Source organism: Pirellulimonas nuda (genome assembly GCF_007750855.1).
GTDB lineage: Bacteria > Planctomycetota > Planctomycetia > Pirellulales > Lacipirellulaceae > Pirellulimonas > Pirellulimonas nuda.
The window spans coordinates 1,550,486-1,571,243 of sequence record NZ_CP036291.1 but is presented as its reverse complement, the minus strand read 5'-3'; the positions used below and the strand labels follow the sequence as shown (position 1 = coordinate 1,571,243).

The 20,758-nt window shown below is 63.8% G+C and carries 17 protein-coding genes; 15 read left to right on the top strand and 2 right to left on the bottom strand.

The annotated features are described in order from the left end of the window. Nucleotides 1-282 precede the first annotated feature (282 nt). Entirely contained in the window at nucleotides 283-1,320 is a 1,038-nt protein-coding gene (locus tag Pla175_RS06615) for a LacI family DNA-binding transcriptional regulator (protein ID WP_145282375.1), read from the top strand. Nucleotides 1,321-1,556: 236 nt separating this feature from the next. Here Pla175_RS06615 and Pla175_RS06610 read toward each other — a convergent pair whose 3' ends face one another. Together Pla175_RS06610 and Pla175_RS06605 are read right to left on the bottom strand one after the other, a co-directional pair. Continuing rightward, a complete protein-coding gene (locus Pla175_RS06610; protein WP_145282373.1) occupies nucleotides 1,557-4,292 on the bottom strand; it encodes a serine/threonine-protein kinase in 2,736 nt (911 codons plus the stop codon). A gap of 75 nt (nucleotides 4,293-4,367) precedes the next feature. Then, nucleotides 4,368-5,117, bottom strand: coding sequence for an RNA polymerase sigma factor (locus Pla175_RS06605; RefSeq protein WP_145282370.1), 750 nt, complete (start codon nucleotides 5,115-5,117; stop codon nucleotides 4,368-4,370). Between the two features lie 479 nt (nucleotides 5,118-5,596). Between Pla175_RS06605 and Pla175_RS06600 the strand changes: the two genes are divergently transcribed. The 14 genes from Pla175_RS06600 (at nucleotide 5,597) to Pla175_RS06535 (ending at nucleotide 20,755) form a co-directional block, all read left to right on the top strand. Then, nucleotides 5,597-5,947: a hypothetical protein gene (locus Pla175_RS06600; protein ID WP_145282368.1), complete on the top strand. Its 351-nt coding sequence runs from the start codon at nucleotides 5,597-5,599 to the stop codon at nucleotides 5,945-5,947. Nucleotides 5,948-5,991: 44 nt separating this feature from the next. Then, a complete protein-coding gene (locus Pla175_RS06595) occupies nucleotides 5,992-6,948 on the top strand; it encodes a hypothetical protein (protein WP_231954226.1) in 957 nt (318 codons plus the stop codon). Further along, nucleotides 6,948-7,190, top strand: coding sequence for a hypothetical protein (locus tag Pla175_RS06590; protein ID WP_231954224.1), 243 nt, complete (start codon nucleotides 6,948-6,950; stop codon nucleotides 7,188-7,190). The genes Pla175_RS06595 and Pla175_RS06590 overlap by 1 nt, the downstream gene beginning before the upstream one ends. 57 nt (nucleotides 7,191-7,247) lie before the next feature. After that, nucleotides 7,248-7,502, top strand: coding sequence for a hypothetical protein (locus tag Pla175_RS06585; protein ID WP_145282366.1), 255 nt, complete (start codon nucleotides 7,248-7,250; stop codon nucleotides 7,500-7,502). Nucleotides 7,503-7,576: 74 nt separating this feature from the next. Beyond that, complete coding sequence (locus tag Pla175_RS06580) at nucleotides 7,577-7,795, top strand: molybdopterin converting factor (RefSeq protein WP_145282364.1); 219 nt, start codon at nucleotides 7,577-7,579, stop codon at nucleotides 7,793-7,795. A 114-nt stretch (nucleotides 7,796-7,909) separates the two neighbouring features. Further along, on the top strand, nucleotides 7,910-8,932 hold the full coding sequence (locus Pla175_RS06575; protein ID WP_145282361.1) for a hypothetical protein: 1,023 nt from the start codon (nucleotides 7,910-7,912) through the stop codon (nucleotides 8,930-8,932). Continuing rightward, nucleotides 8,826-9,470: a hypothetical protein gene (locus Pla175_RS06570; protein WP_145282359.1), complete on the top strand. Its 645-nt coding sequence runs from the start codon at nucleotides 8,826-8,828 to the stop codon at nucleotides 9,468-9,470. Before Pla175_RS06575 ends, Pla175_RS06570 begins: the two co-directional genes overlap by 107 nt. A 17-nt stretch (nucleotides 9,471-9,487) precedes the next feature. Next, a complete protein-coding gene (locus Pla175_RS06565) occupies nucleotides 9,488-10,168 on the top strand; it encodes a ThiF family adenylyltransferase (RefSeq protein WP_145282356.1) in 681 nt (226 codons plus the stop codon). A 3-nt stretch (nucleotides 10,169-10,171) separates the two neighbouring features. After that, nucleotides 10,172-10,405: a hypothetical protein gene (locus tag Pla175_RS06560; protein ID WP_145282354.1), complete on the top strand. Its 234-nt coding sequence runs from the start codon at nucleotides 10,172-10,174 to the stop codon at nucleotides 10,403-10,405. 410 nt (nucleotides 10,406-10,815) lie between these two features. Continuing rightward, nucleotides 10,816-12,429 carry a class I SAM-dependent DNA methyltransferase gene (locus Pla175_RS06555; RefSeq protein ID WP_145282352.1) on the top strand — a complete coding sequence of 538 codons (1,614 nt, stop codon included), beginning with the start codon at nucleotides 10,816-10,818 and terminating at the stop codon, nucleotides 12,427-12,429. Then, entirely contained in the window at nucleotides 12,419-13,687 is a 1,269-nt protein-coding gene (locus tag Pla175_RS06550) for a restriction endonuclease subunit S (protein WP_145282350.1), read from the top strand. Before Pla175_RS06555 ends, Pla175_RS06550 begins: the two co-directional genes overlap by 11 nt. After that, nucleotides 13,684-14,484, top strand: a complete 801-nt coding sequence (locus tag Pla175_RS06545; protein ID WP_145282348.1) for an abortive infection family protein — start codon at nucleotides 13,684-13,686, stop codon at nucleotides 14,482-14,484. The genes Pla175_RS06550 and Pla175_RS06545 overlap by 4 nt, the downstream gene beginning before the upstream one ends. Nucleotides 14,485-14,532: 48 nt before the next feature. Then, nucleotides 14,533-17,511, top strand: a complete 2,979-nt coding sequence (locus Pla175_RS06540; RefSeq protein ID WP_145282346.1) for a DUF4268 domain-containing protein — start codon at nucleotides 14,533-14,535, stop codon at nucleotides 17,509-17,511. A 61-nt stretch (nucleotides 17,512-17,572) separates the two neighbouring features. Further along, a complete protein-coding gene (locus Pla175_RS06535) occupies nucleotides 17,573-20,755 on the top strand; it encodes a type I restriction endonuclease subunit R (RefSeq protein WP_145282344.1) in 3,183 nt (1,060 codons plus the stop codon). Nucleotides 20,756-20,758: the final 3 nt, after the last annotated feature.

The following is a 20,758-nucleotide window of genomic DNA, read 5'->3' as shown; positions in this document are numbered from 1 at the left end:
TTGACGGGCCGAGGACTTGCCACTGTCGCACTGACTAAAGGCAGCAGCACGAAGAACGACGAGAATGAAACAAGCTCTGTAACTGTTTTCTCAGAGTAACCGGCCTGCGGAACTCCGTCAAGCACTTTCTTGCACAATCGTTGCATCCAGAACCCAGCAGCGGCATATCTACGAGAAATAAGCTGATTATCACCGAGATTTCCTGCTTGCAATCCCGTCACAACGGGCGTAATCTACATGTAACTGTTTCTTTGCACACATCTCAGGTCGCGAGCCCTACGAATGTCCTCAGTCCGCGCAGTAGCGAAAAAGGCCGGCGTCTCAATCGCTACCGTCTCGCGTGTGCTCAACGGAAGCGCGTCGGTAACGCCAGAACTTCGCAACCGGGTGCTGGAGGTAGCGGCCACGTGCGACTACGCCCCAACGGTGGGGAAGATCCGTGCGTCGCGGATCGGGTTGCTGTACATGGACGAATTCTGGCTCTCGTCGCCCTACGACTCGGCGTGCATCGACGGTATGGGAAAGGCGATGCGCCGCTCGATCTACGACTTTGTCATCCTCGACTTCCGCCGCGATCGCCAAGCGGGCGAGCCGCTCCGTCAATTCCTCAGCCGCAAAGGGGTCAGCGGAGCGGTGGTGCGATCCAGGCTGGAGTTCCGCGGCGAGCTTGTCGAGCTGGCCCGCGAAGGAGCGCCGCTGGTCGTGCTGGGCGATCACTTTGACTGCGAGCAGCTAAGGTTCGTCTACGCCGCCTCCAGCAACGCCAGCCGTGAGGCCGTCGAGCACCTTGTCTCGCTAGGCCACAAGCGGATCGCGTTCGTCGGATGCGATCGCGACGACGGTGACCACTCCGACCGCATGGAGGCCTATCGCGAAGTACTGAGCGATGCGGGGCTATTCTGTGATCGCGATGTCTATCGGGTCCCCCCGCACCGGATGGACGGTTCGCCACTGGCGCGACGCATCCTCAGCAAAGCCGACCGGCCGACCGCCATGTTTATCGCGGACCCTTTGCTGGCGGTGGGAATAGTTAACGAGGCACACCAGATGGGCGTCCGCGTGCCGGAAGACCTCTCGGTGATCGGGTTCGACGACTCTGACACCCGCAACAGCGTCTACCCGCGTATGTCCGCTGTCTGCCAAGACTCTTCGCTGATAGGCGAACTGGCTTTCGACGCGGTGCGCGAGCTTTGCGAGGGGGAGCCGAACCTCTCCTCGTCGACGAAGCAACAAGAAGCCTGGTTTGAGATCCACGAGACGACGGCGCCGCCTCCCCAAAAGGCGAAGGCGTTTCTGCCTCGTTCGAGGTCGAGCGACTGAGCATTGTTGGCGCAACGCAAGCCCGAAAAAAGACGGTCGCCGTGGCGGCCGCGGCACGGATCTGCTTCGCTGCCTGCCGGAAGGTCTCCCACCGCCTCCGACGCGATCGCCGTCTCCCTGGCCTCTCGAACGGCCACGCGAGACAGAGCAAACCGTCGGCAATCCCAGCGTAGCGTGGCTAAGGGCCGCGTTCGCTGCACTCTTGCGGCGCCGGGGCTGCGCGGCTAAACCCTGCGCTAATCTCTGCTGGCGTTGTCGCCCACGTCTTGAGAGCCGTCAGCCGTTTTGCGATCCTGCTCTTGGATCTTGCCGGCGGCGTTACGCTCCGCCTTGTGTTCCTTGCGTTCAACTGCAGCGCTGACAAGTGATTTCTCAATTCCGTCTACTACCGCGTGCCATAGCTCGTTCTCGGGCGAACCCTTGATGGCGTGCGGAAACTGGACGTCGACGAAGGACAGCGGCGGATGCTGTTGGCTGACAACGGTCAAAGAAAGGTGCGGCCGGGGACGCACCACCATGTGTCGCCAGCTCGATCGAAAGCGGTCAAACCATGAGTCGGGCATCAATTGGCGAGCATGCAAGACGCCGATCTCCGTGCCGCCTCTCTCAACGATCCAGTTCTCGAAGCTTGATTGGACGTAACCGTTCTGCAGCTTCCACTGGTCGAGGGCCGCGTCGACGGCATCCCAACCGGCGGCGACACGGATCTGACGAGGATCGGTGCGTGACTCGGCATGACCAACACTAAACAGGTGGAGGACATGGACTAGGACCAGCGTGCCCAACAGATAGACGGTGACCCCAATCGAGGGTTGCCACCAGTGCTTCCACGTGTAGCGGTACCTGCGGGTGTGGAGCACGCCCGCGACGGAAGAGAACAGCAAACAAACGGCCCAGATCCCCGACAGTAACAGCGGGGAGATAGCGGCGCCATATCCAAACCCAGCGCTTTTGAAGACGGTATCGGCTTCGCCGGGACGCTCGAAATGGGCCGCTTCCACGAATGACGTAAGCTGCGTCTCGGTCATCACCTTGAACCCGACCCCGCGGGAGCCGCCCAGCATCTGCATGCCCGAGAATAGGTCGCCGGCACCTGCGTGTAGCCACGCAACGCACAGCAAGCCAAGTACAAACATCGTGAGAGCGCCGCAAAGAGAGGCCGACCGCGACCAACGCGGCTCGCGGTCGAGTTCTTTTCGCAACGTCGGCAGGTAGCGAAGCTGCATCTGCACGGCGTAGTAGGTAACGGCGGCCATCAAGGCGATCGCCACGATTAACCCGGGCCAGCGAAGATTCCACAGCAGTCCGAACACGGCCCAGCCGGCTGCGAAGAGGCCCAGGATCGGCCAGCAGAGCCAGTCGGGCGCGATCTGGGCCAGCTCCGCTTCGCGCTGGATTTCCTCAACACTTGCCGCGTGCTCTGCCTCGTCTGCACGTGAGGATTGCGGTCTGTATGTGGAACGCGGAACGTCTGCTGTTGCGAGGGCGTCGCCGTTCGACTGATTCCTTCCTCGCATCGACCACAGCCAGCCAACCGTAAAATAGAAGGTCCATAGGAAGACCGCAAATCGCAGAAAACGGAGCATCATCAGGTCGAACTTGCTGGAAGACTGATCGAACACCTCGTTCAAACCGTTTAGGTGTCGCTCCTGCAGCAACTCGTCGCCTCCGACAAGCATGGCGAGCTGAATCGTCAAACCAGCGAGCCAAACGCGCCGCAGCGTCCAGGATTGATCTGGAGCCGATGGAACCCGATCGCGTAGCCACGCCAGCAGCGAGAGTCCAGCGACGCCGCCGGTCAGGACGATCTCCAGCGCCAGGTTCCAACTGCTTTGGGTCACGCCATTGACCACCAACGGCAAGAACAGGCACACCGCGAACAGGGCGACGGCGTAGGTCTGCCAGTCTGGAAACCACCGAGCCGACGACGTCGGAGCGGCGGGCCGCCCGGTGCTTGGACTCTTGGAGCCGATCGCGTCAACATCCGTCTTCACGTCGCTTGCATGCTGGTATCGTCGCTCCGGCTCACGTGCAAGCGTGCGCAACACTACCTCATCGAGACGCACATCAATAAGTACCTTCTTCGAGGGGGGGTCGAAGTGGCCCATGGGCGCTTCGCCGGTGAGCATCTCGTAGAAGACCACTCCGAGCGAATAAATGTCGGCGCGGTGGTCGACCGAGTGCGAACCCTCTAGTTGCTCGGGCGCCATGTAGCGGAGCGTGCCCATCACCTGGTGCGTGCCGGTGAGAGTGCACTCGGCATCCGAGGGGTTGGTCAGCTTCGCCAGGCCGAAGTCGGCGATCTTCACCCGGCCTCGCTTGTCGAGCAGGATGTTTTCGGGCTTGATATCCCGGTGCACCACCCCCTCGTCGTGGGCGTACTGCAGGGCTTCGCAGATCTGGGGGACAATCGCCAGGGCCTGATCCGGCGCAAGGTCGCCAGCACGCATCAACTGCCGCAGATTGGCGCCGTCGACGTACTCCATTAGAAAAAAGTACAGCGGTCGCGACGAACCACCAGAAGAACCGGTAAACGGGACTTCGCCAAAATCGTAGACCGCAACGATCTGTGGATGATTAAGCCGGGCTAGGGTCTTGGCCTCTCGGTTGAACCGCTCGGCAAACTTCGGGTCGTGCGTCGCTTCTGGGCGGATAATCTTCAGTGCTACCAGACGATCGAGGTTGGTCTGGCGGGCTTTGTAGACGGCGCCCATTCCTCCGTGGCCGAGCAGTTCCAGTATCTCGAGCTGCTGAAACCTGCCGGCTAGTTCCTCGGGCGGTGGCGGCAGAAACCCGTGTCCTGGCGACGGGCTGTCGATCGTTGGCGCGTCGGGTTCACGCTTCGGAGGGCTGCTGTGGCCGCTGGCTACACTCTCAAACCCCGCTTCCACTAAGCACTTGGGGCAAAGACCAGCCGGAGCGTCTTCCGGCAGCTTGGCGTCGCATTTGGGGCATGTGCTAGGATCGCTCATCACGACTCTCCAACTGAAAGGGCGTTCTACCTATCAGTACAGGAGTCTTCCTCGGGCGTAACATGGTTTGCGGCCCTATTCTCCCAAGATGGCGAATAGCCGGCCAATCTCCTCGTCCACTTCCGTTTCATCCGCTACCGTGCGTGCCACTTCCTCGCGAAACAGCTGCCGGTATCGCTTCCGCAGCCGAAAGGCGGCCTGCTTGGCGGCCGCAGGCGTCACCCCAAGAGCCGCGGCCGCCTGCCTGTAGTAGGGGGCGTCCTCGCTACAGGTTAGCCCCTCTTTCAGGTGTTCGAAGAGCCCTGCTCTGCCGGTTTCTGCCAGCTCTGTTCGAACTCGGTCTAACACCCGATCCAGCAGGGTCATGACCCACCGCCGCTCGAACAGCTTTTCGGGCGTTAGTTCGTGGAATGGTTCGACTTGAAACCTCGACTCACCAGAGTCGAAATCGAGCGAGAGCTTCTGCCTCTGCCCGCCTCGTTTCTGCGTTCGACCTTTCTGCCACTCGTTGGCAAGGAAGTTTCTTACGGCCGCTAGCAAGAAAGCCCGGAATCGACCCCGAGAGCGATCCGCGCGGGCCACAGCGCCCTTTTCCAAAAGGTGCGTGAAGAAGGACTGAGTCAGGTCCTGCGCATCGTCAGCGTTGTTCAGCCGCCGTCGCACATAGGCGTACAGCGGGTACCAGTACGACTCGCACAACTGGTTGAGCGCAACTTGTGCGTCCCGATCGCCGACTTTGCCGGCGGCAAGCACCATGCTCCACTGTGTTGTGGCAAAGTCATGGGGGTTGGCGAGACTCTCGCGAACAGGCTTTTCAGCGGACATTCCGCCATTGTATCAGATGGACACGTCACACCATGTCGCAGCGGACTGCGGCGTTCTGCCTCGAGACTGAAGTTTCATCGACCGCGGCGGGATCGCCATCGTCCAATCAGCCGCGGTCAGTGGACATCATGTCGGCATACTCCCGGGTTCGAAGCCGCCTCGGCCGGAGATATCGAAGCGTCGCATCGTCTCCGCAATCAGGCTCGCTACGCGGCCCCAGGCGACGGGCGACACGAACCTAGTCGCGAGTGCTGAACAGGTTTGGTCTTCGCCGACACACAGCGTCACTCTCGGCGCCTTCAGGGCGTCTCGCCTGAGCGGCGAATGAGTCCTGCGGCCGGCGTTCAGCGGCCGGCCCCCGCATGTGTCGACCACCCACCTCTACTGTCCATGGAGAACCCACGCATGTGATCGTGAACGTCCATGGGGGCGTCGTCCAAGCCGCGTTCGCTCCTCGACCGTAACCGCGAGTCGTGGTCATGGATTGGGACGACGGCGGCCTCGGTAACGCGGCCGAAGCATCGGTCGCCGTCCTCCACCCGGTCCCTTTCTCGCATCTTCTCAAGACGGATGTCCTCGGGGTCCTCGCTACGGCGGGCATCGTGCTGCACGAAACCGGACCCGCAGCAGAACCGCGGCCCCAACCAGTATCTCTCGCCCGACTCTCGACAGATGCCCTGGTGGCGATCGTCACCAGGCTCCAGCTAGGGCTCTATGGCGACTTCGACGACGCCGGAGAGCCATGCTGGAACCGCGAAAAGCAGTGGGCGTCAGCAGACATCTGCATGGAGCGTGCCTGCCTACTCGAACAGCACGGGCTTCTGCCGTAACGACACAGTCTGCTTTCACCCCTCACCAATTTCCAAGGAATCCCATGCCCACGATCCTCGAAGCCCCGCCCCCAACCCACCGCGAGGCCCCCCCTCCCTCGCCCCCAGAGCGGCTGCGACTGGAGACCGCCGCCGTGCGGCTGTCATTCACCTGGTTCGGCGCCAAGAAGACCCTCTCTGCCGACCAGAAGGCCCAGGCCGCCGAGGCGTTCGGCGCCGCCGGCGACTCTCTGTCAGCGGGCAAGAAGCTGCTCGACACCCGGCACCCTAAGTACCGCGGTGTGTCCGCGGTCCGCAGCCAAGCGGTCGCCTACTGGAGAGGAGTCTCGCTGCCGTTCCCCGAGCCGGGGGTCCGCCTCGTGCGTCGCGGCGACATCGAGACGCTGCAGCACCGGTTCGAAGGCTACCGCGAAGAGCTTCGTGAAGCGGTGCAGGAACTCGACGAGGTCTACGGCGAGCTGCGGGACTCGGCCCGCCGCCGTCTAGGAGAGCTGTTTGAGTCGGGCGACTACCCAGAGCGGCTCGGCGGGCTCTTTGCGGTTGAGTGGGACTTCCCGTCGGTCGAGCCGCCGGAGTACCTGCGTCGCTTGTCTCCTGAACTGTACCAGCGGGAGTGCGAGCGGACCCGGGCCCGCTTCGAAGAAGCGGTCGCGCTGGCCGAACAGGCGTTCGGCGAAGAGCTGCAGCGGCTGGTGAGCCACCTGGCCGAGCGGCTCGAGGGCCGGACCGACGGCAAGCCCAAGGTGTTCCGCGACTCGGCGGTCGAGAACCTGCAGGCGTTCTTCGAGCGGTTCCGCTGCCTGCGGCTAAGCACCTCTGGCGAGCTGGATGAGCTGGTCGACGAAGCCGAGGCAGTGCTGGCCGGCGTGCGGCCCGAGAGGCTGCGGAACCACACGTCGCTCCGCGAGCAGGCGGCCGAGGGGTTGGGGCGGGTCGCCCGGTCCCTGGAGTCGCTGCTGGTCGACCGCCCCCGCCGCCGCGTGATGCGGCGTGGCGCCTAGTGGAAGCGTTGCACCTGGTGGTCGGACCTCAGGGGACGATCACCACGCTGTACGACGAGACGCTCGACTTGGCCACTCTGGGCCGCGTCTCCATCAACCGGGCCAGCCACGTCGAGCCCGACCCCCTCGGTCATTGGCTGGCCGACCTTTCTCCTGTGGACGGGCCGCTGTTGGGCCCGTTCGCCCATCGCAGTGAGGCCCTCCGGGCCGAACGCGATGGGCTGCTGCGAAGCCGCCTCTAGGCAGCGTCATCGCTTCTGCGTCTTCCCCAGTTCTTGTTCCCCAACCGGAGGTCCGTCATGTCCCACCGTCAACTCCTGTCCGCTGTCTCACATGCCACCGGCGAGTCCCGCCGCACGATCGACCGGCTGGGCTTCTCGCTCGCCACGCCTATGGACGTCCGCCACGACCCCGAGCCGCAGATCGTTGTCGATGAGGCGTACGACTTCGAAGAGGCAAAACCGCTCGCCGCGGACATTGCCCACGAGAGCTACCTCGACTGGGACGACGCCTGGCAAGCCCGCTACGGCGGCGCCCTGACCGCAGGAGTCTGAGCGTTCGAGCGTCAGCCCCCAGTCCCTATCCGCCACTAGCGGACCCACCAGCCCCCCAACCCCCGAGTCCAGCCATGAAAATCCTCGTCATCAACAACGACGGCGCCGGCTTCGCCGACTACGTCCACATCGAGCCCGGCACTTCGGTCCGCAAGCTGTTCGAGCGGCAGGTCCGCGACCCGCGGCCCGAGAATTACCTGATCCGCGTCAACCGCTTGCCCGCGCCGGCCGACCAGGTCCTCGAAGAGGGCGACCGCATCAGCTTCACACCGGTGAAGATCGAAGGGGCCTAAGAAAGGAGTTAGGCCTCAGGCATTAGCGGTCAGCGGCGAGCACGGACGCTCGCTCGGCTGGCCATTGCCTACCCAGTCCCCAGCCCCCAACCCCGCCGCAAAGCGGCGCCTCCCATGAACCCACACCAGAAGATGTTGTGGCGGGCCGCCTCGGCGATCGCCGAGGTCTACGCCCGCCGCCAAGAAATCTCTCCGCCGCTTGCAGAGCCGCTGCCGATTGATGCTGTGACGCGGCTGACACGCATGATGCGGCACGCCCATCGGCGTCGGTACCGCACCGCGGCGGCAGTGCTCCGCCCCCGATTAGAGCGGGCACTCCGCGACCTAGCCGTCGCGGCCACGACCCAGGCCGAGCGGCTGCGTGCAGAGAGGCGGCGTACCCAGCCGCCATTGGCCGGAACCCTCTACTGGGACCTGCGGGCGATCGACGACGAGTTCCCTCGATTGGAGGTCGACTTCAAGCGGCAGCTGCTGCTAGTCGCGACCGATCCCCTTGAGCTGGCAGAGGTCAGCCTGGGCCCATTCATGATCGCTGTCCATTGGCAGTCGCTTGGCGCCGAGCAGCCCAACTACGAAGTGATGGCCCTGCGCCCCAACCCGCCCGACTCCAACCCGGGCGTCACCCACCCGCATGTGGTGGATGACCGGCTGTGTGAAGGAGAGGGGACGCACGTGCTGCAGGCCGCCAGCGCGGAAGGAAGACTGCACGACTTCGTGCTGATCCTCCGCCAGATCCTCCAGACCTACAACGAGTTGAGTGCGTATGTCTGCCTCGACCGCTGGCACGGCGTCCCCTGCGGCGACTGTGGCGCCAGTGTGGACGCCGAGGAGCGAAGCCTGTGCGGCCGCTGCGACGCCCAGGTCTGTGACGAGTGCGTGCAGAGCTGCGAAGGTTGCGGTGACAGTCTGTGCCACGGCTGCCGCGAGGAGTGCTCGGCCTGCGACGAGCACCACTGCCGTGCCTGCCTCGACCCCTGCAGCGACTGCCATGGTTCCTGCTGCCCTTCCTGCCTAACCGAAGGAGTTTGTGATGCGTGCGTCGCTGAAAAGGAGTCCGACCAACAGAACAAGGACACGGCCCCGCAGGTCGCTGCGGCTGACGCCGCACGCGTGGGCCAAGCTCCGGTTCCTGGGTGACGCCGGGCCGACCGAGATCGGCTGTTTTGGCGTTACGGACCCCGAGGACCTGCTGCTGGTGCGGGACGTGGTGCTGGTCCGGCAGGCCTGTAGCTCGGTCACCGTGGCGTTCGACGACGCCGCGGTGGCCGACTACTTCGACGAGCAGGCCGACGCCGGGCTTAGCCCCCAGCAGTTCGGCCGGGTCTGGTTCCACACCCACCCGGGGAGCTCGCCGCACCCCAGCGGCACCGACGAGGCGACGTTCGCCCGGGTGTTCGGTCCGGCCGATTGGGCCGTGATGGCAATCCTGGCCCGCGGCGGGCGCTGGTACGCCCGTCTGGGAGTGCACGCCGGCCCGGGCGCCACGCGGCGGCTCCCCGTGCGGGTTGCGTGGAACGAGCCGTTTGCCGGCAGCGACCACGCGGCGTGGCTCAAGGAGTACGAGACCTGCGTTGAGCAGGAAGACGAATGGGATGAGGTCGACGCGTTCGGTGAGCGGCTGTTCGGGCTCGACCTGGGTGTCGCCCGGTCCCTCTGGAGCTGTCCTACCGACTAACAACAGGTCTCGATGCTATGAGTACGACACTGGTAGAAGACCGCTTCGTGCGGCAGGCACAGCTCGTGCCACAAGCAAGGCTGTCGTCTCTCCAAGTAAACGTGGTCGGCGTCGGCGCCGTTGGGAGGCAGGTCGCGGTGCAGCTCGCCTCGCTCGGCGTGCGCCGGCTGCGGCTAGTGGACTTCGATGCGGTTGACGCGAGCAACGTCACGACGCAGGGGTACGCCCGCGGCGAGGTCGGAAGGCGGAAGGTTGATGCGTGTCGTGACGCGGTGCTGGCGATCGATCCAGAAGTTTATGCCGAAGCGATCTACGACCGCTGGCGCCCGTCCACCGGGCTCGGGGACGTGGCCTTCTGCTGCGTCGACTCCATCGACGCCCGCGCGGCCATCTGGCGGGGGGGCGGCGGCCTCGTCGACTTCTGGGCCGACGGGCGGATGCGGGGCGAGACGCTGCGGGTGCTGACCGCGTTCGATGCCACTAGCCGCGAACACTACACCACCACTCTCTTCCCGCAGCACGAGGCCCAAGCGGGCGCCTGCACGGCGAGGTCGACGATCTACGCCGCCAGCATGACCGCGGGGCTGATGCTCAGTCAGTTCGTGCGATGGCTGCGGGGGCAGCCGGTCGACTCCGACCTGTCGCTCAACCTGCTGGCGAGCGAGCTTTCTGTTCCAACCCACGAACCAAGGAGGTAGCTATTGCCGAGTAACAAGAGCCAAGGGGCTTGGCGCCCCGGATTCTGGTCGCAGCCTCCGCCGCGGGCGGTTGTGTTCTGGGCGTGCGTTGTTCTGGCCGTGCTGCTCACCACTGCGTTCTGGCCGGCCGTCGTCGTGCTGCTGCTTGGCGGCGCCTACGCCTGCTGCAGGCTTGCGAAGCGGAAGCAGGCCGTATTGAGGCCGGCGCCAAGGAGACGGGTCCAGCGGCGGCGGTAGCGATCGGGGCGGCGCCCCACCCCCGGCGGGCCGCTTCGGACGCTTTTGCGTCCGGGCGGCCGGCGGGGGGTGAGGATGCATAAATCAGAGTCGCTTTTTCTTAGCACCCAGCTACCCAAGTGTTGTCGGCAAGCGACTCTGGGCCAGCTGCGGCTCTGGGCTCTTCGCTGGAACTCTAGAGAGCAAGGCAGGCCTTTGCACCGCGCCTCGGGCGCTGAGGGAGTATCGGGCTAGGTTGCACCTTATTGCCTCGCCAAATGCCTCCGAATTGCCTTTCCTGCGGACACCCGTTTCCTGCCGTGCAAAAATGCTATGCTAGCCGCTCTCGTACCCTGGCGTTGTCTGAGGTTGGCGGGGATGGGCAGCGGTTCGGGTGGGTGCTTCTCTGAAGGAATCAGGAACAGTCGAACATGGCGAAGCGTGCGACGAAGGCCGCGAAGAACAGCGCCGCGAACCTGGGCTTCGAGGCCAAGCTGTGGCTGGCGGCCGACAAGCTCCGCAACAACATGGACGCGGCCGAGTACAAGCACGTGGTGCTCGGGCTGATCTTCCTGAAGTACATCTCCGACGCGTTCGAGGAACGCCGCGCCAAGCTGATCGCGGGGGAGGGAGACCTGGAGGGCGCCGACCCGGAGGACCCGGACGAGTACAAGTCCGAGAACGTCTTCTGGGTCCCTAAGGAGGGGCGTTGGTCGCACCTGCAGGCCCAGGCGAAGCAGCCCACCATCGGCAAGACGGTCGACGACGCGATGGTCGCGATCGAGCGCGACAACCCGCGGCTCAAGGGGGTGCTCCCCAAGGACTACGCCCGCCCCGGGCTCGACAAGCAGCGGCTCGGCGAGCTGATCGACCTGATCGCTACGATCAACCTCATCGCCGCCAGCGACGGCCCGGAGTCCGACGGCGACCCGAAGGCCCACCGCTCGGTCGACCTGCTGGGGCGCGTCTACGAGTATTTTCTGACCCGCTTCGCCAGCGCCGAGGGGAAGAACGGCGGGCAGTTCTATACCCCCAACTGCGTGGTCCGGCTGCTGGTGGAGATGCTCGCGCCGCTCCCGGGGTCGCGGGTGTACGACCCCTGCTGCGGGTCGGGGGGGATGTTCGTGCAGTCGGAGAAGTTCGTCGAGGACCACGGCGGGCGGCTGGGCGATATCAGCGTGTATGGGCAGGAGAGCAACGCCACCACGCGCCGTCTGGCGGTGATGAACCTGGCGTTGCGGGGGATCGAGGCCGACTTCGGCCCGGAGCACGCGGACACGTTCCGCCGCGACCTGCACGCCGACCTGCGTGCCGACTACGTGCTGGCCAACCCGCCGTTCAACGACAGCGACTGGTTCCGCAAGGACGACGACGTCCGCTGGCAGTACGGCACGCCCCCCAAAGGGAACGCCAACTTCGCGTGGGTGCAGCACTTCATCCACCATCTGGCGCCCGCGTCGGCCCGGGGCGGGGGGATGGCGGGGTTCGTGCTCGCTAACGGCAGCATGAGCTCGAACCAGTCGGGGGAAGGCGAGATCCGCCGCGCGATCATCGAGGCCGACCTGGTCGACTGCATGGTCGCGCTCCCGGGGCAACTCTTCTACAGCACCCAGATCCCGGTCTGCCTGTGGTTTCTGGCGAAGAACAAGAGGCAAGCGAAGCAGCGTGACCGCCGCGGCGAGACGCTGTTCATCGACGCGCGGAAGCAAGGAACGCTGATCGACCGCGTCCACCGCGAGCTGACGGGCGCCGACATCGAGCGGATCGCCTCGACCTACCACGCATGGCGTGGCGACAAGGGCGCCCGCAAGTACGCCGACATCGCCGGCTTCTGCAAATCCGCCACGACTGAGGAGATCGCAGCGCATGGCCACGTGCTTACGCCTGGGCGCTACGTCGGCGCCGAGGAGGTCGAAGACGATGGCGAGCCGTTTGAGGAAAAGATGCCGCGGCTTGTCGCCGAGCTGCATGCTCAATTCGCTGAGTCAGCGAAACTAGAGCAGGCCATCAAAGCCAACCTGAGGGGGCTGGGTTGTGGCGGGTGAATGGGAAGAAGTGTCCGTCGCCGAACTGCAAGCAAGCGGAGCGCTGCTAGTAGAAGATGGCAATCACGGCGAGAACCGCCCACGCCCTAACGAGTTTTCGACGGAGGGCATTCAATTCATCCGCGCTGCAGACATGGATAGTGGTCGCGTGTTGTTTGAACGAGCTCAGCGCATCAATGAAATTGCGCGCCAGCGCGTGCGAAAAGGCATCGGAGCTGGAGGCGACGTTCTGCTTTCACATAAGGGCACAGTCGGCAAAGTAGCTTATGTTCCGCTGACCGCCCCGCCTTTTGTCTGCTCGCCACAGACAACTTTCTGGAGAGTCAAAGATCCGACGCAACTCGACCGCCGCTACATCTACTTCTACCTATTATCCCGTGCGTTCCGTGAGCAGTTGGATTCGCGCAAAGGTGAGACGGACATGGCTGACTACGTTAGCCTGACGACGCAACGCACGCTCAAAGTGACCGTCCCCCCCCTCGCCGAGCAGAAAGCCATCGCCTCGGTGCTTGGGGCGTTGGACGACAAGATCGAGTTGAACCGGCGGACCAACGCGACGCTGGAGGCGATGGCGCGGGCGTTGTTCCAGAGCTGGTTCGTGGATTTCGACCCCGTGCGGGCGAAGCTGGATGGGCGGCAGCCGGCGGGGATGGACGCGGCGACGGCGGGGTTGTTTCCGGCCTCGTTCTACGAAACGAAAGTCGGACACATTCCGGTCGGGTGGCAACTGGGACGTCTTGCCGACCTCTGCAATTTGAAGCGTGGTCACGACTTGCCCACTAGCTCACGCACAGCTGGTCCGATTCCCGTCATTTCTTCCTCCGGCATTTCTGGAACTCACTCGGAAACAAACGTCCGAGGCCCCGGCGTCGTGACTGGGCGATACGGGACCATTGGAAAAGTGTTCTACGTGGAAGCCGACTACTGGCCTCTCAACACGACCCTCTATGTCGAAGACTTTAAGGCAAATCCTCCTCGCTTTATTTTCCACGCCCTCGGTCAGGTTGACTTCGCCAACTATACCGACAAGGCAGCTGTTCCAGGTGTGAATCGTAACCACCTCCACGAAGAGCCAACCGTGCTTCCTACGATGGAGGCTCGGCAAGCCTTCGCACACGCAGTTGCGCCGCTTTGGTTGCAGCATGCCGCCAACGACCGTCTGTCCCACACCCTCGCTACGCTCCGCGACACGCTGCTGCCGAAGCTGCTGAGCGGGGAGTTGCGGGTTGGGGAGGCGAGGGAGGCGCTGTCGGCATGAGCTCATTGACCTTTCTAGAGCGGCAGACGCTCGAGAAGTACTTGAGGATGTCTGGTGGTTACGTGCTGGAGTACTCAGATCGCACGTTCCAGGAGTTCGTTTGCGAGTCGGTAGGCGTAGACATCCACGATGGAAAATACGCTATCGATGGCGGGTCGAAGGCGAGAAAGCTACGCGCATTCTGGAAGGCTGAGTCGGACATTATGGTCGGGACCCTCCTTCTTGCGTTGATTAATGGGGAAGTGAACACCGCCCGCGACCCGGATGACGCTACCCAGGCCTTGGCTTCGCAGTGCAGACAGATCGCTACGCGGCTGCTGGCGGGCGGCCCCAATTTGAACAAGATCAAAGAGCAGGCCAAGATTCTCAACGCGAATCATCTGTCTGAGCAGATTCGGCGTCTGGAAGAGTCGGTCGACAAGGATCCGAGCCTAGCGATCGGAACTGCTAAGGAACTGATCGAGACGTGCTGCAAGACGATCTTGGCGGAACGCGGCAAGCCCCTACCAGGAACTCCCACCGTGTCGACATTGACCAAAGAAACCCTGAAAGAGCTAAAGCTGGTACCGGAAGGGATTGATAACGCCGCTCGCGGCGCCGATGTGATTAAGCGACTGCTCAGCAACCTCGGCACGATCGGCAACAACCTAGCAGAACTGCGCGGGCTATACGGCACAGGCCACGGCATGCACGGAAGCGCGACGGGCCTTAGCGCACGCCACGCCAAGCTGGCCGTGGGTGCCGCGGCGACTTTAGCGGTCTTTTTGTTCGAGACGCATCAAGACACGAAGCCTTAGCCCGCAGCACCGCGACTAGGTTTACAGGACCGTAAGAGCTAATCGATCATGGAAGCCAGCGCAAAACCTGTCGCCAAGATCCTGCACTCCAGCGATCAGTTCTTGGTCCCGTTCTTCCAGCGTGCCTACAAGTGGGGCCCCAAGAACTGGAACCAGTTGCAGGGGGACCTGTGGGGGCTGATGGAGGATGGCCGCCACGGCAAGCACTTCCTCGGGCCGCTGGTCTGCACCGCGGACGGCGGCATGCCGGGTGAGATCTCGGCCTACCAGTTGATCGATGGTCAGCAGCGGCTGACGACGCTAGCGCTGCTGCTGGCGGGGCTACGCGACGTGGCGCAGGAGCACGAGTTCGCGACCCTGGCGGAGAAGATCAACGAGAACTATCTGATCCACAAGCACGAGCGGGGTCTGCAACGCTACAAGCTGGTGCCGCGCACCGGCGACCGCGAGGTGTTCGTTGCGATCGTCGATCAGAAGCCGTTCGACCGGCAGAGCAGCTTGCAGATCGTCAAGGCGTATGAGTTCTTCGGCAAGCACATCCGCCGGCTGGCGCAGGCCGAGGGGGAGAAAGGGCTGGCGCGGCTATTCGAGTCGGTCACCTCGGGGCTCTACCTGGTGGTGATCGTGATCAACGAAGAAAACCCCTACGAGATCTTCGAGAGCCTGAACTCCACGGGGCTGCCGCTGGCAGAGTCGGACCTGATCCGCAACTACCTGTTCATGCACGTAGCGCAGGACGATCAGCAAGAGTTCCACGACGAGCACTGGGACCCGTTCGAGAAGATGTTCGATGCGGCCGACGGGTTCCCCGCGGTCGATGCGACTTCGTTCTACCGCAACTTCCTGATGCGGCGCGGCGCGTACTCGAAGCCGAAGGCGACGTTTGTTGACTTCAAAGCTTACTGCGAAGAGACGGCGTTGACCCCTCCGCAGCAGGTGGGCGAGCTGAAGCGTTTCGCTGCGCTGGAGCTGCTGCTGCACCGCCCCACGACCTGCCGGAACAAGCAATTGACGAATCGGCTGACGCAGCTAGCAGCGATGGACGTCGCCACGTGCCACCCGCTGCTGCTGAACCTGCTCGATCGCCAAGGCCGCGGAGACTTGGGCGAGGAAGCGTTGATTGGCTGCCTGGACGACTTGGCGAGCTTCGTCTTGCGGCGTTCGATCTGCGGAGAAAACACACGCGGCTACAGCAAGTGGTTTCCCGAGGCGATCCGGGCCATTCAGGATGACCCGCGCGAGGATCTGCGTGGCTACTGGTTCCGTCGCGGCTGGCCGGACGACCGCACGTTCGTCGATTCGCTGGTCGCGTTCCCGGTCTACCGCCGGGAGCCCAAGAAGTGCCGGCTGGTGCTCGGTGTGCTGGAGAGCAACCACGGGCACAAGGAGAAGGTCGATCCATCGACGCTGAGCATCGAACACGTGCTGCCCCAGACCCTGAGTGGCCGGGGAGCGGCGGAATGGAAGAAGGCGCTGGGCGCCGACTGGGAGTCGCTGCACTCGCAGTGGCTCAACACGCTGGGGAACCTGACGCTGACCGGCTACAACTCCGACCTGAGCAACAAGCCGTTTGCGGTCAAACGCGAGGCGTACCTGGAGAGCAATGTCAGCCTGAACAAGTACTTTAAGAACTGCCAGCAGTGGGGCGCGGACGAGATCGAGCAACGCGGGATGAAGATGGCCGCGATCGTGGTCGAACTCTGGCCGCGGCCCGAGGGAGGACCGGAGTTTGCCCCGTCGGACGGCCGGAAGGCGCTCAAGCAGGGCAAGGAGCAGCGGGCCGCGTACTGGGGGCAGCTTATCGAACGGCTGCGGGCCAACCCGGCGTGGGACCGACTGCCGGAAACGACTGGCGAATCTCGACTGGAGATGCCAACCGCGACAAAAGCGGCCACCATGTTGGCTTGGTTCAAGGTAGGGCAGCAGCAGCTGACGGCGGAGCTTACCCTCCGGAAGTCGAGGGGACGCGACATCTACGGCGAGCTAGAGGCAGAACGCGACGCCATCGAAGCAGAGCTAGGTTTCAAGCCCGAATGGAACGACCACGGGCGCCGCGGCCTAAGCGTGACGCTTGAGGAGGTTAGCATCCGCGACCCGCTCGATTGGCCGGGACAGCTGGACTGGTTAGCAACAAAGCTGACCGCGCTGCACCAAGTGGTGCTCCCCCGTGTGCAGCAGATCGACGCGCGCCTCGACGAGCAGCCGGAAGACAGCGAGAGCACTCGGAGCAGTTGGGAGGAGAAGATCGGCGCCCAGGTGCTGGGGCTTTGCGACCAGGTGCTAATGCTCGTCAACGAACAGAGCGAAGAAGACTATCAGCTCAAGTACCTGAAGCATTACATGAGCATCGCTTCGGAGAACGAATTCAAAAACGTTGTCAGCTTCTGGCCCAGGCGAGGATTCGTGTGGATGGTGGCGCGACCAAAGAATCGTGACCGATGGGCCAAGCGATTCGGCGCTGCAGGCCTTGAGACCGAAGCTCACGAGAATCGGCAGCTCCTGGTCCGGATCGAGGCGGGAACGGTGGGAGAACACCGAGCGATCCTCGCGGAGTATCTGAAGAGTGTCGTCGAAAATAGAAAGAAAGGGAGCAAGCGGCCGGAAGAGTTGGTCGCTTTCTGGCGGCAGTTCGCCGAACGTCTGAAGAGCCGACAGGGCGTGCTGACACCTCAAACCCCGCGTCCCCAGGCATGGATGGACCTGAGTACCGGGCGTGGGGGCGTTTGGTTGGTGGCCTCCGTGAATTCGATCAAGCAACGGGCGTCGGTTGGCTTGGTGCTTGGGGGGGAGGCTAGCGATCGGCGTTTCGCCGCTCTCCAGGCCGAGGCGACGCAGATTGAGGCCGAAGTCGGCGAGCCGGTTCAGTGGGTTGGCGGTCCCGACCGGAAGCAACTGCGTGTGTATGTGCGTCTTCCAGACGTAGACGTTCGCGATCCCGCGACTCACCCGATGGTGCAGGACTGGATGATCGACAAGCTAGAGCTATTCCGCGGCGTGTTTTTGCCCCGCGTGGCGGGGTTGGATTAGGCTAGAAACTCATCTGACGCGCCGTGCGTCTCGTCAACCAGGAACCTTGCGGCGTGCGGACATGACGAGCCTCAACGAATCCGCTGTCGAAGCGGCCGCCCTCGATTGGTTCGGGGAATTGGGCTACGCGGTCGCAAGCGGCCCTGACTTGGCGCCCGGCGAGCCCGGCGCGGAGCGGGCTTCGTTCGGCGACGTGGTGCTGGTGGGCCGGCTTCGTGAGGCGATCTGGCGGCTCAATCCGGACGTCCCCGAAGAGGCCAGGGAGGAAGCGCTTCGCAAGGTGCAGCGCGTGACGACGCCGTCGTTGGTGCAGACCAACCGAGCCTTCCACCGGCTGCTTCGAGACGGCGTTCCCGTCGAATACCCGCGCGCCGACGGATCGATCGCGGGCGACCACGTGCGGCTGATCGACTTTGACAATGTCGGCGAGAACGACTGGCTGGCGGTGAACCAGTTCAGCGTGACCGAGGGAGTACACACCCGGCGCCCCGATATTGTTGTGTTCATTAACGGACTACCGCTCGGGCTCGTTGAGCTGAAGAACGCGACCGACGAAGACGCGACCATCTGGACCGCCCTCAAGCAGCTTGGGACGTACAAGGCCCAGATCCCTTCGCTGCTGCAGTACAGCGCGGTGCTGGTGGTGTCCGACGGCTTGGAAGCGCGGATCGGCTCGCTCACGGCCAGCCAGGAGTGGTTCAAGGTGTGGCGCACCATCGACGGCGAGTCGGACGCACCGCGGGGAACGCTGGAGCTGGACGTGCTGGTGCGTGGCGTGTTCGAGCCGCGGCGGTTCCTCGACCTGCTGCAGCACTTCATCATCTTCGAGGAAGACCCCGACTCGGGCGCGATCCACAAGATCATCGCCGGCTACCACCAGTTCCACGCGGTGAACGCGGCCGTCGAAGAGACAGTGCGGGCCAGCGGGATGGGGCGGTCCTTACGCACGCAAGGGGGAAAGCAGGGAGACCGCCGTGCGGGAGTGGTGTGGCACACCCAGGGGAGCGGCAAGAGCTTCTCGATGCTGTTCTACGCGGCGAGGGTGGTGCGCCACGCGGCGATGCAGAACCCCACGCTCGTGGTGCTGACCGACCGCAACGACCTCGATGATCAGCTATTCGGCCAGTTCCAGCGCTGCGCGGATATGCTCGGCCAGGTCCCGATGCAGGCCAGCGGGCGCGAGCATTTGCGAGAGTTGCTGAACCGGGCGAGCGGCGGCGTGGTGTTCACCACGATCCACAAGTTCATGCCCCCCAAGAGTGAGACAGGGGGCGAGGTGATGCCCGAGCTGAGCCCGCGGCAGAACATCGTGGTCATCGCGGACGAAGCCCACCGGAGCCAGTACGGGTTCGGCGGCAAAGTGAATGAGAAGACGGGCCAAATGTCGTACGGCTTCGCCAGCAACCTGCGCGACGCTCTGCCGAACGCATCGTTCATCGGCTTTACCGGCACGCCGATCGAGAAAACCGACGCGAACACGCGGGCGGTGTTCGGCGACTACATCTCCGTCTACGACATCCAGCGGGCGGTCGCGGACAAGGCGACGGTGCCGATCTATTACGAGAGCCGGATCTCGAAGCTGAGCCTGAACGCCGCGGCGATGCCGAAGATCGATCGGGAGTTCGAAGAGATCACCGAGGGGGAGGAGCTGACCAAGAAGGAGAAGCTCAAAACCAAGTGGGCCGCGTTGGAGGCGCTGGTGGGGGACCCGAAGCGGATCGCCCTGATCGCCTCTGACTTGGTCGCGCACTTCGAGAAGCGACTGGAGGCCATGGACGGCAAAGCGATGGTCGTCTGCATGAGCCGCCGGATCTGCGTCGATCTCTACAACGCGCTGATCGCGATCCGCCCCGACTGGGCCGGCGCCGAGAACGACAACCCGGAGACCGAACGGGGCCGCGACTGCGTTGTGAAGGTCGTGATGACCGGCAGCGCAGACGACGGGCCCGAGTGGCAGCCGCACATCCGCAGCAAGGACAAACGCCGGCAGCTCGCGGGCCGCTTCAAGGACAGCCGCGACCCGTTCCGGATCGTGATCGTCCGCGACATGTGGCTGACCGGCTTCGACGCTCCCTGCCTGCACACCATGTACGCCGACAAGCCGATGCAGGGGCACGGCCTGATGCAGGCGATCGCCCGAGTGAATCGTGTGTTCCGCGACAAACCGGGCGGGCTGGTAGTGGACTACCTCGGCCTCGCGGATCAGTTGAAGCAGGCCCTAGCGACCTACACCGAAAGCGGCGGGCAAGGCGATCCCACGTTTGACACGGCGCAGGCCATCGCGGTGATGCTGGAGAAGCACGGTATCGCTTGCGACATGATGCACGGCTTCAACTGGCTGGCATGGACGACCGGGACCCCTGGCGAGCGGCTGGCGCTCATCCCCGCCGGGCAAGAGCACGTGCTGGAGCAAGAGGACGGGAAGCAGCGGTTCATCCAAATCGTGACCGAACTCTCCCGCGCCTTTGCGCTGTGCGCCGCCAGCGATGAGGCGACCGAGATCCGCGACGACGTGAGCTTCTTCCAGGCCATCCAGGCTGCGCTGAACAAGAAGAGCACCAACAGCAATCGAACCCCCGAGCAGATCGACGCCGCAGTGCGGCAACTGGTTTCGAGGGCAATCACCACCGACGGCGAGGTGATCGACGTCTTTACCGCCGCCGGGTTGTCCCGGCCAGACATCGGCATCCTCTCCGACGAGTTCCTAGCCGAGGTCCGTGGCCTCAAGCACAAGAACGTGGCTGCGGAACTCTTGGAGAAGCTACTGAAGGACGAGCTGAAGGTGCGTTCCAGACGCAACGTGGTGCAGAGCCAGGTCTTCTCCGAGAAGCTGAAGAAGACGCTCAACGCCTACCACAACCGGGCGATCGCTACTCAGGAAGTGATCGAGGAGCTAATCAGGATCGCCAAGGAGCTAAACGCCGCGGGCAAGCGTGGCGAAGAACTGGGACTGACGGACGACGAGGTCGCCTTCTACGACGCGCTGGCAACCAACGAATCGGCGGTCGGCGCCATGGGCGACGACAAGCTGAAGGTGATCGCGGCCGAGCTAATCTCGAAGGTTCGTTCCAGCGTGACCATCGACTGGACCCTACGCGAAAGCGCCCGCGCGAGGATGCGGGTGATCGTCAAACGGATCCTCAACAAGTATGGCTATCCGCCGGACTTGCAGGATGAGGCGGTGAAGACGGTGCTGAGGCAGGCTGAAACGCTGTGTGCGGATTGGGCATCGGCATCGATGTGACGC

Excerpts from the sequence above, each read along its gene's own strand:
- Pla175_RS06610 (WP_145282373.1), bottom strand. The coding sequence starts at position 4,292 with ATGAGCGATCCTAGCACATGCCCCAAATGCGACGCCAAGCTGCCGGAA.
- Pla175_RS06565 (WP_145282356.1), top strand. The coding sequence starts at position 9,488 with ATGAGTACGACACTGGTAGAAGACCGCTTCGTGCGGCAGGCACAGCTC.
- Pla175_RS06595 (WP_231954226.1), top strand. The coding sequence starts at position 5,992 with ATGCCCACGATCCTCGAAGCCCCGCCCCCAACCCACCGCGAGGCCCCC.
- Pla175_RS06585 (WP_145282366.1), top strand. The coding sequence starts at position 7,248 with ATGTCCCACCGTCAACTCCTGTCCGCTGTCTCACATGCCACCGGCGAG.
- Pla175_RS06580 (WP_145282364.1), top strand. The coding sequence starts at position 7,577 with ATGAAAATCCTCGTCATCAACAACGACGGCGCCGGCTTCGCCGACTAC.
- Pla175_RS06540 (WP_145282346.1), top strand. The coding sequence starts at position 14,533 with ATGGAAGCCAGCGCAAAACCTGTCGCCAAGATCCTGCACTCCAGCGAT.
- Pla175_RS06570 (WP_145282359.1), top strand. The coding sequence starts at position 8,826 with ATGCGTGCGTCGCTGAAAAGGAGTCCGACCAACAGAACAAGGACACGG.
- Pla175_RS06600 (WP_145282368.1), top strand. The coding sequence starts at position 5,597 with ATGGATTGGGACGACGGCGGCCTCGGTAACGCGGCCGAAGCATCGGTC.
- Pla175_RS06545 (WP_145282348.1), top strand. The coding sequence starts at position 13,684 with ATGAGCTCATTGACCTTTCTAGAGCGGCAGACGCTCGAGAAGTACTTG.
- Pla175_RS06605 (WP_145282370.1), bottom strand. The coding sequence starts at position 5,117 with ATGTCCGCTGAAAAGCCTGTTCGCGAGAGTCTCGCCAACCCCCATGAC.
- Pla175_RS06615 (WP_145282375.1), top strand. The coding sequence starts at position 283 with ATGTCCTCAGTCCGCGCAGTAGCGAAAAAGGCCGGCGTCTCAATCGCT.
- Pla175_RS06555 (WP_145282352.1), top strand. The coding sequence starts at position 10,816 with ATGGCGAAGCGTGCGACGAAGGCCGCGAAGAACAGCGCCGCGAACCTG.
- Pla175_RS06575 (WP_145282361.1), top strand. The coding sequence starts at position 7,910 with ATGAACCCACACCAGAAGATGTTGTGGCGGGCCGCCTCGGCGATCGCC.
- Pla175_RS06535 (WP_145282344.1), top strand. The coding sequence starts at position 17,573 with ATGACGAGCCTCAACGAATCCGCTGTCGAAGCGGCCGCCCTCGATTGG.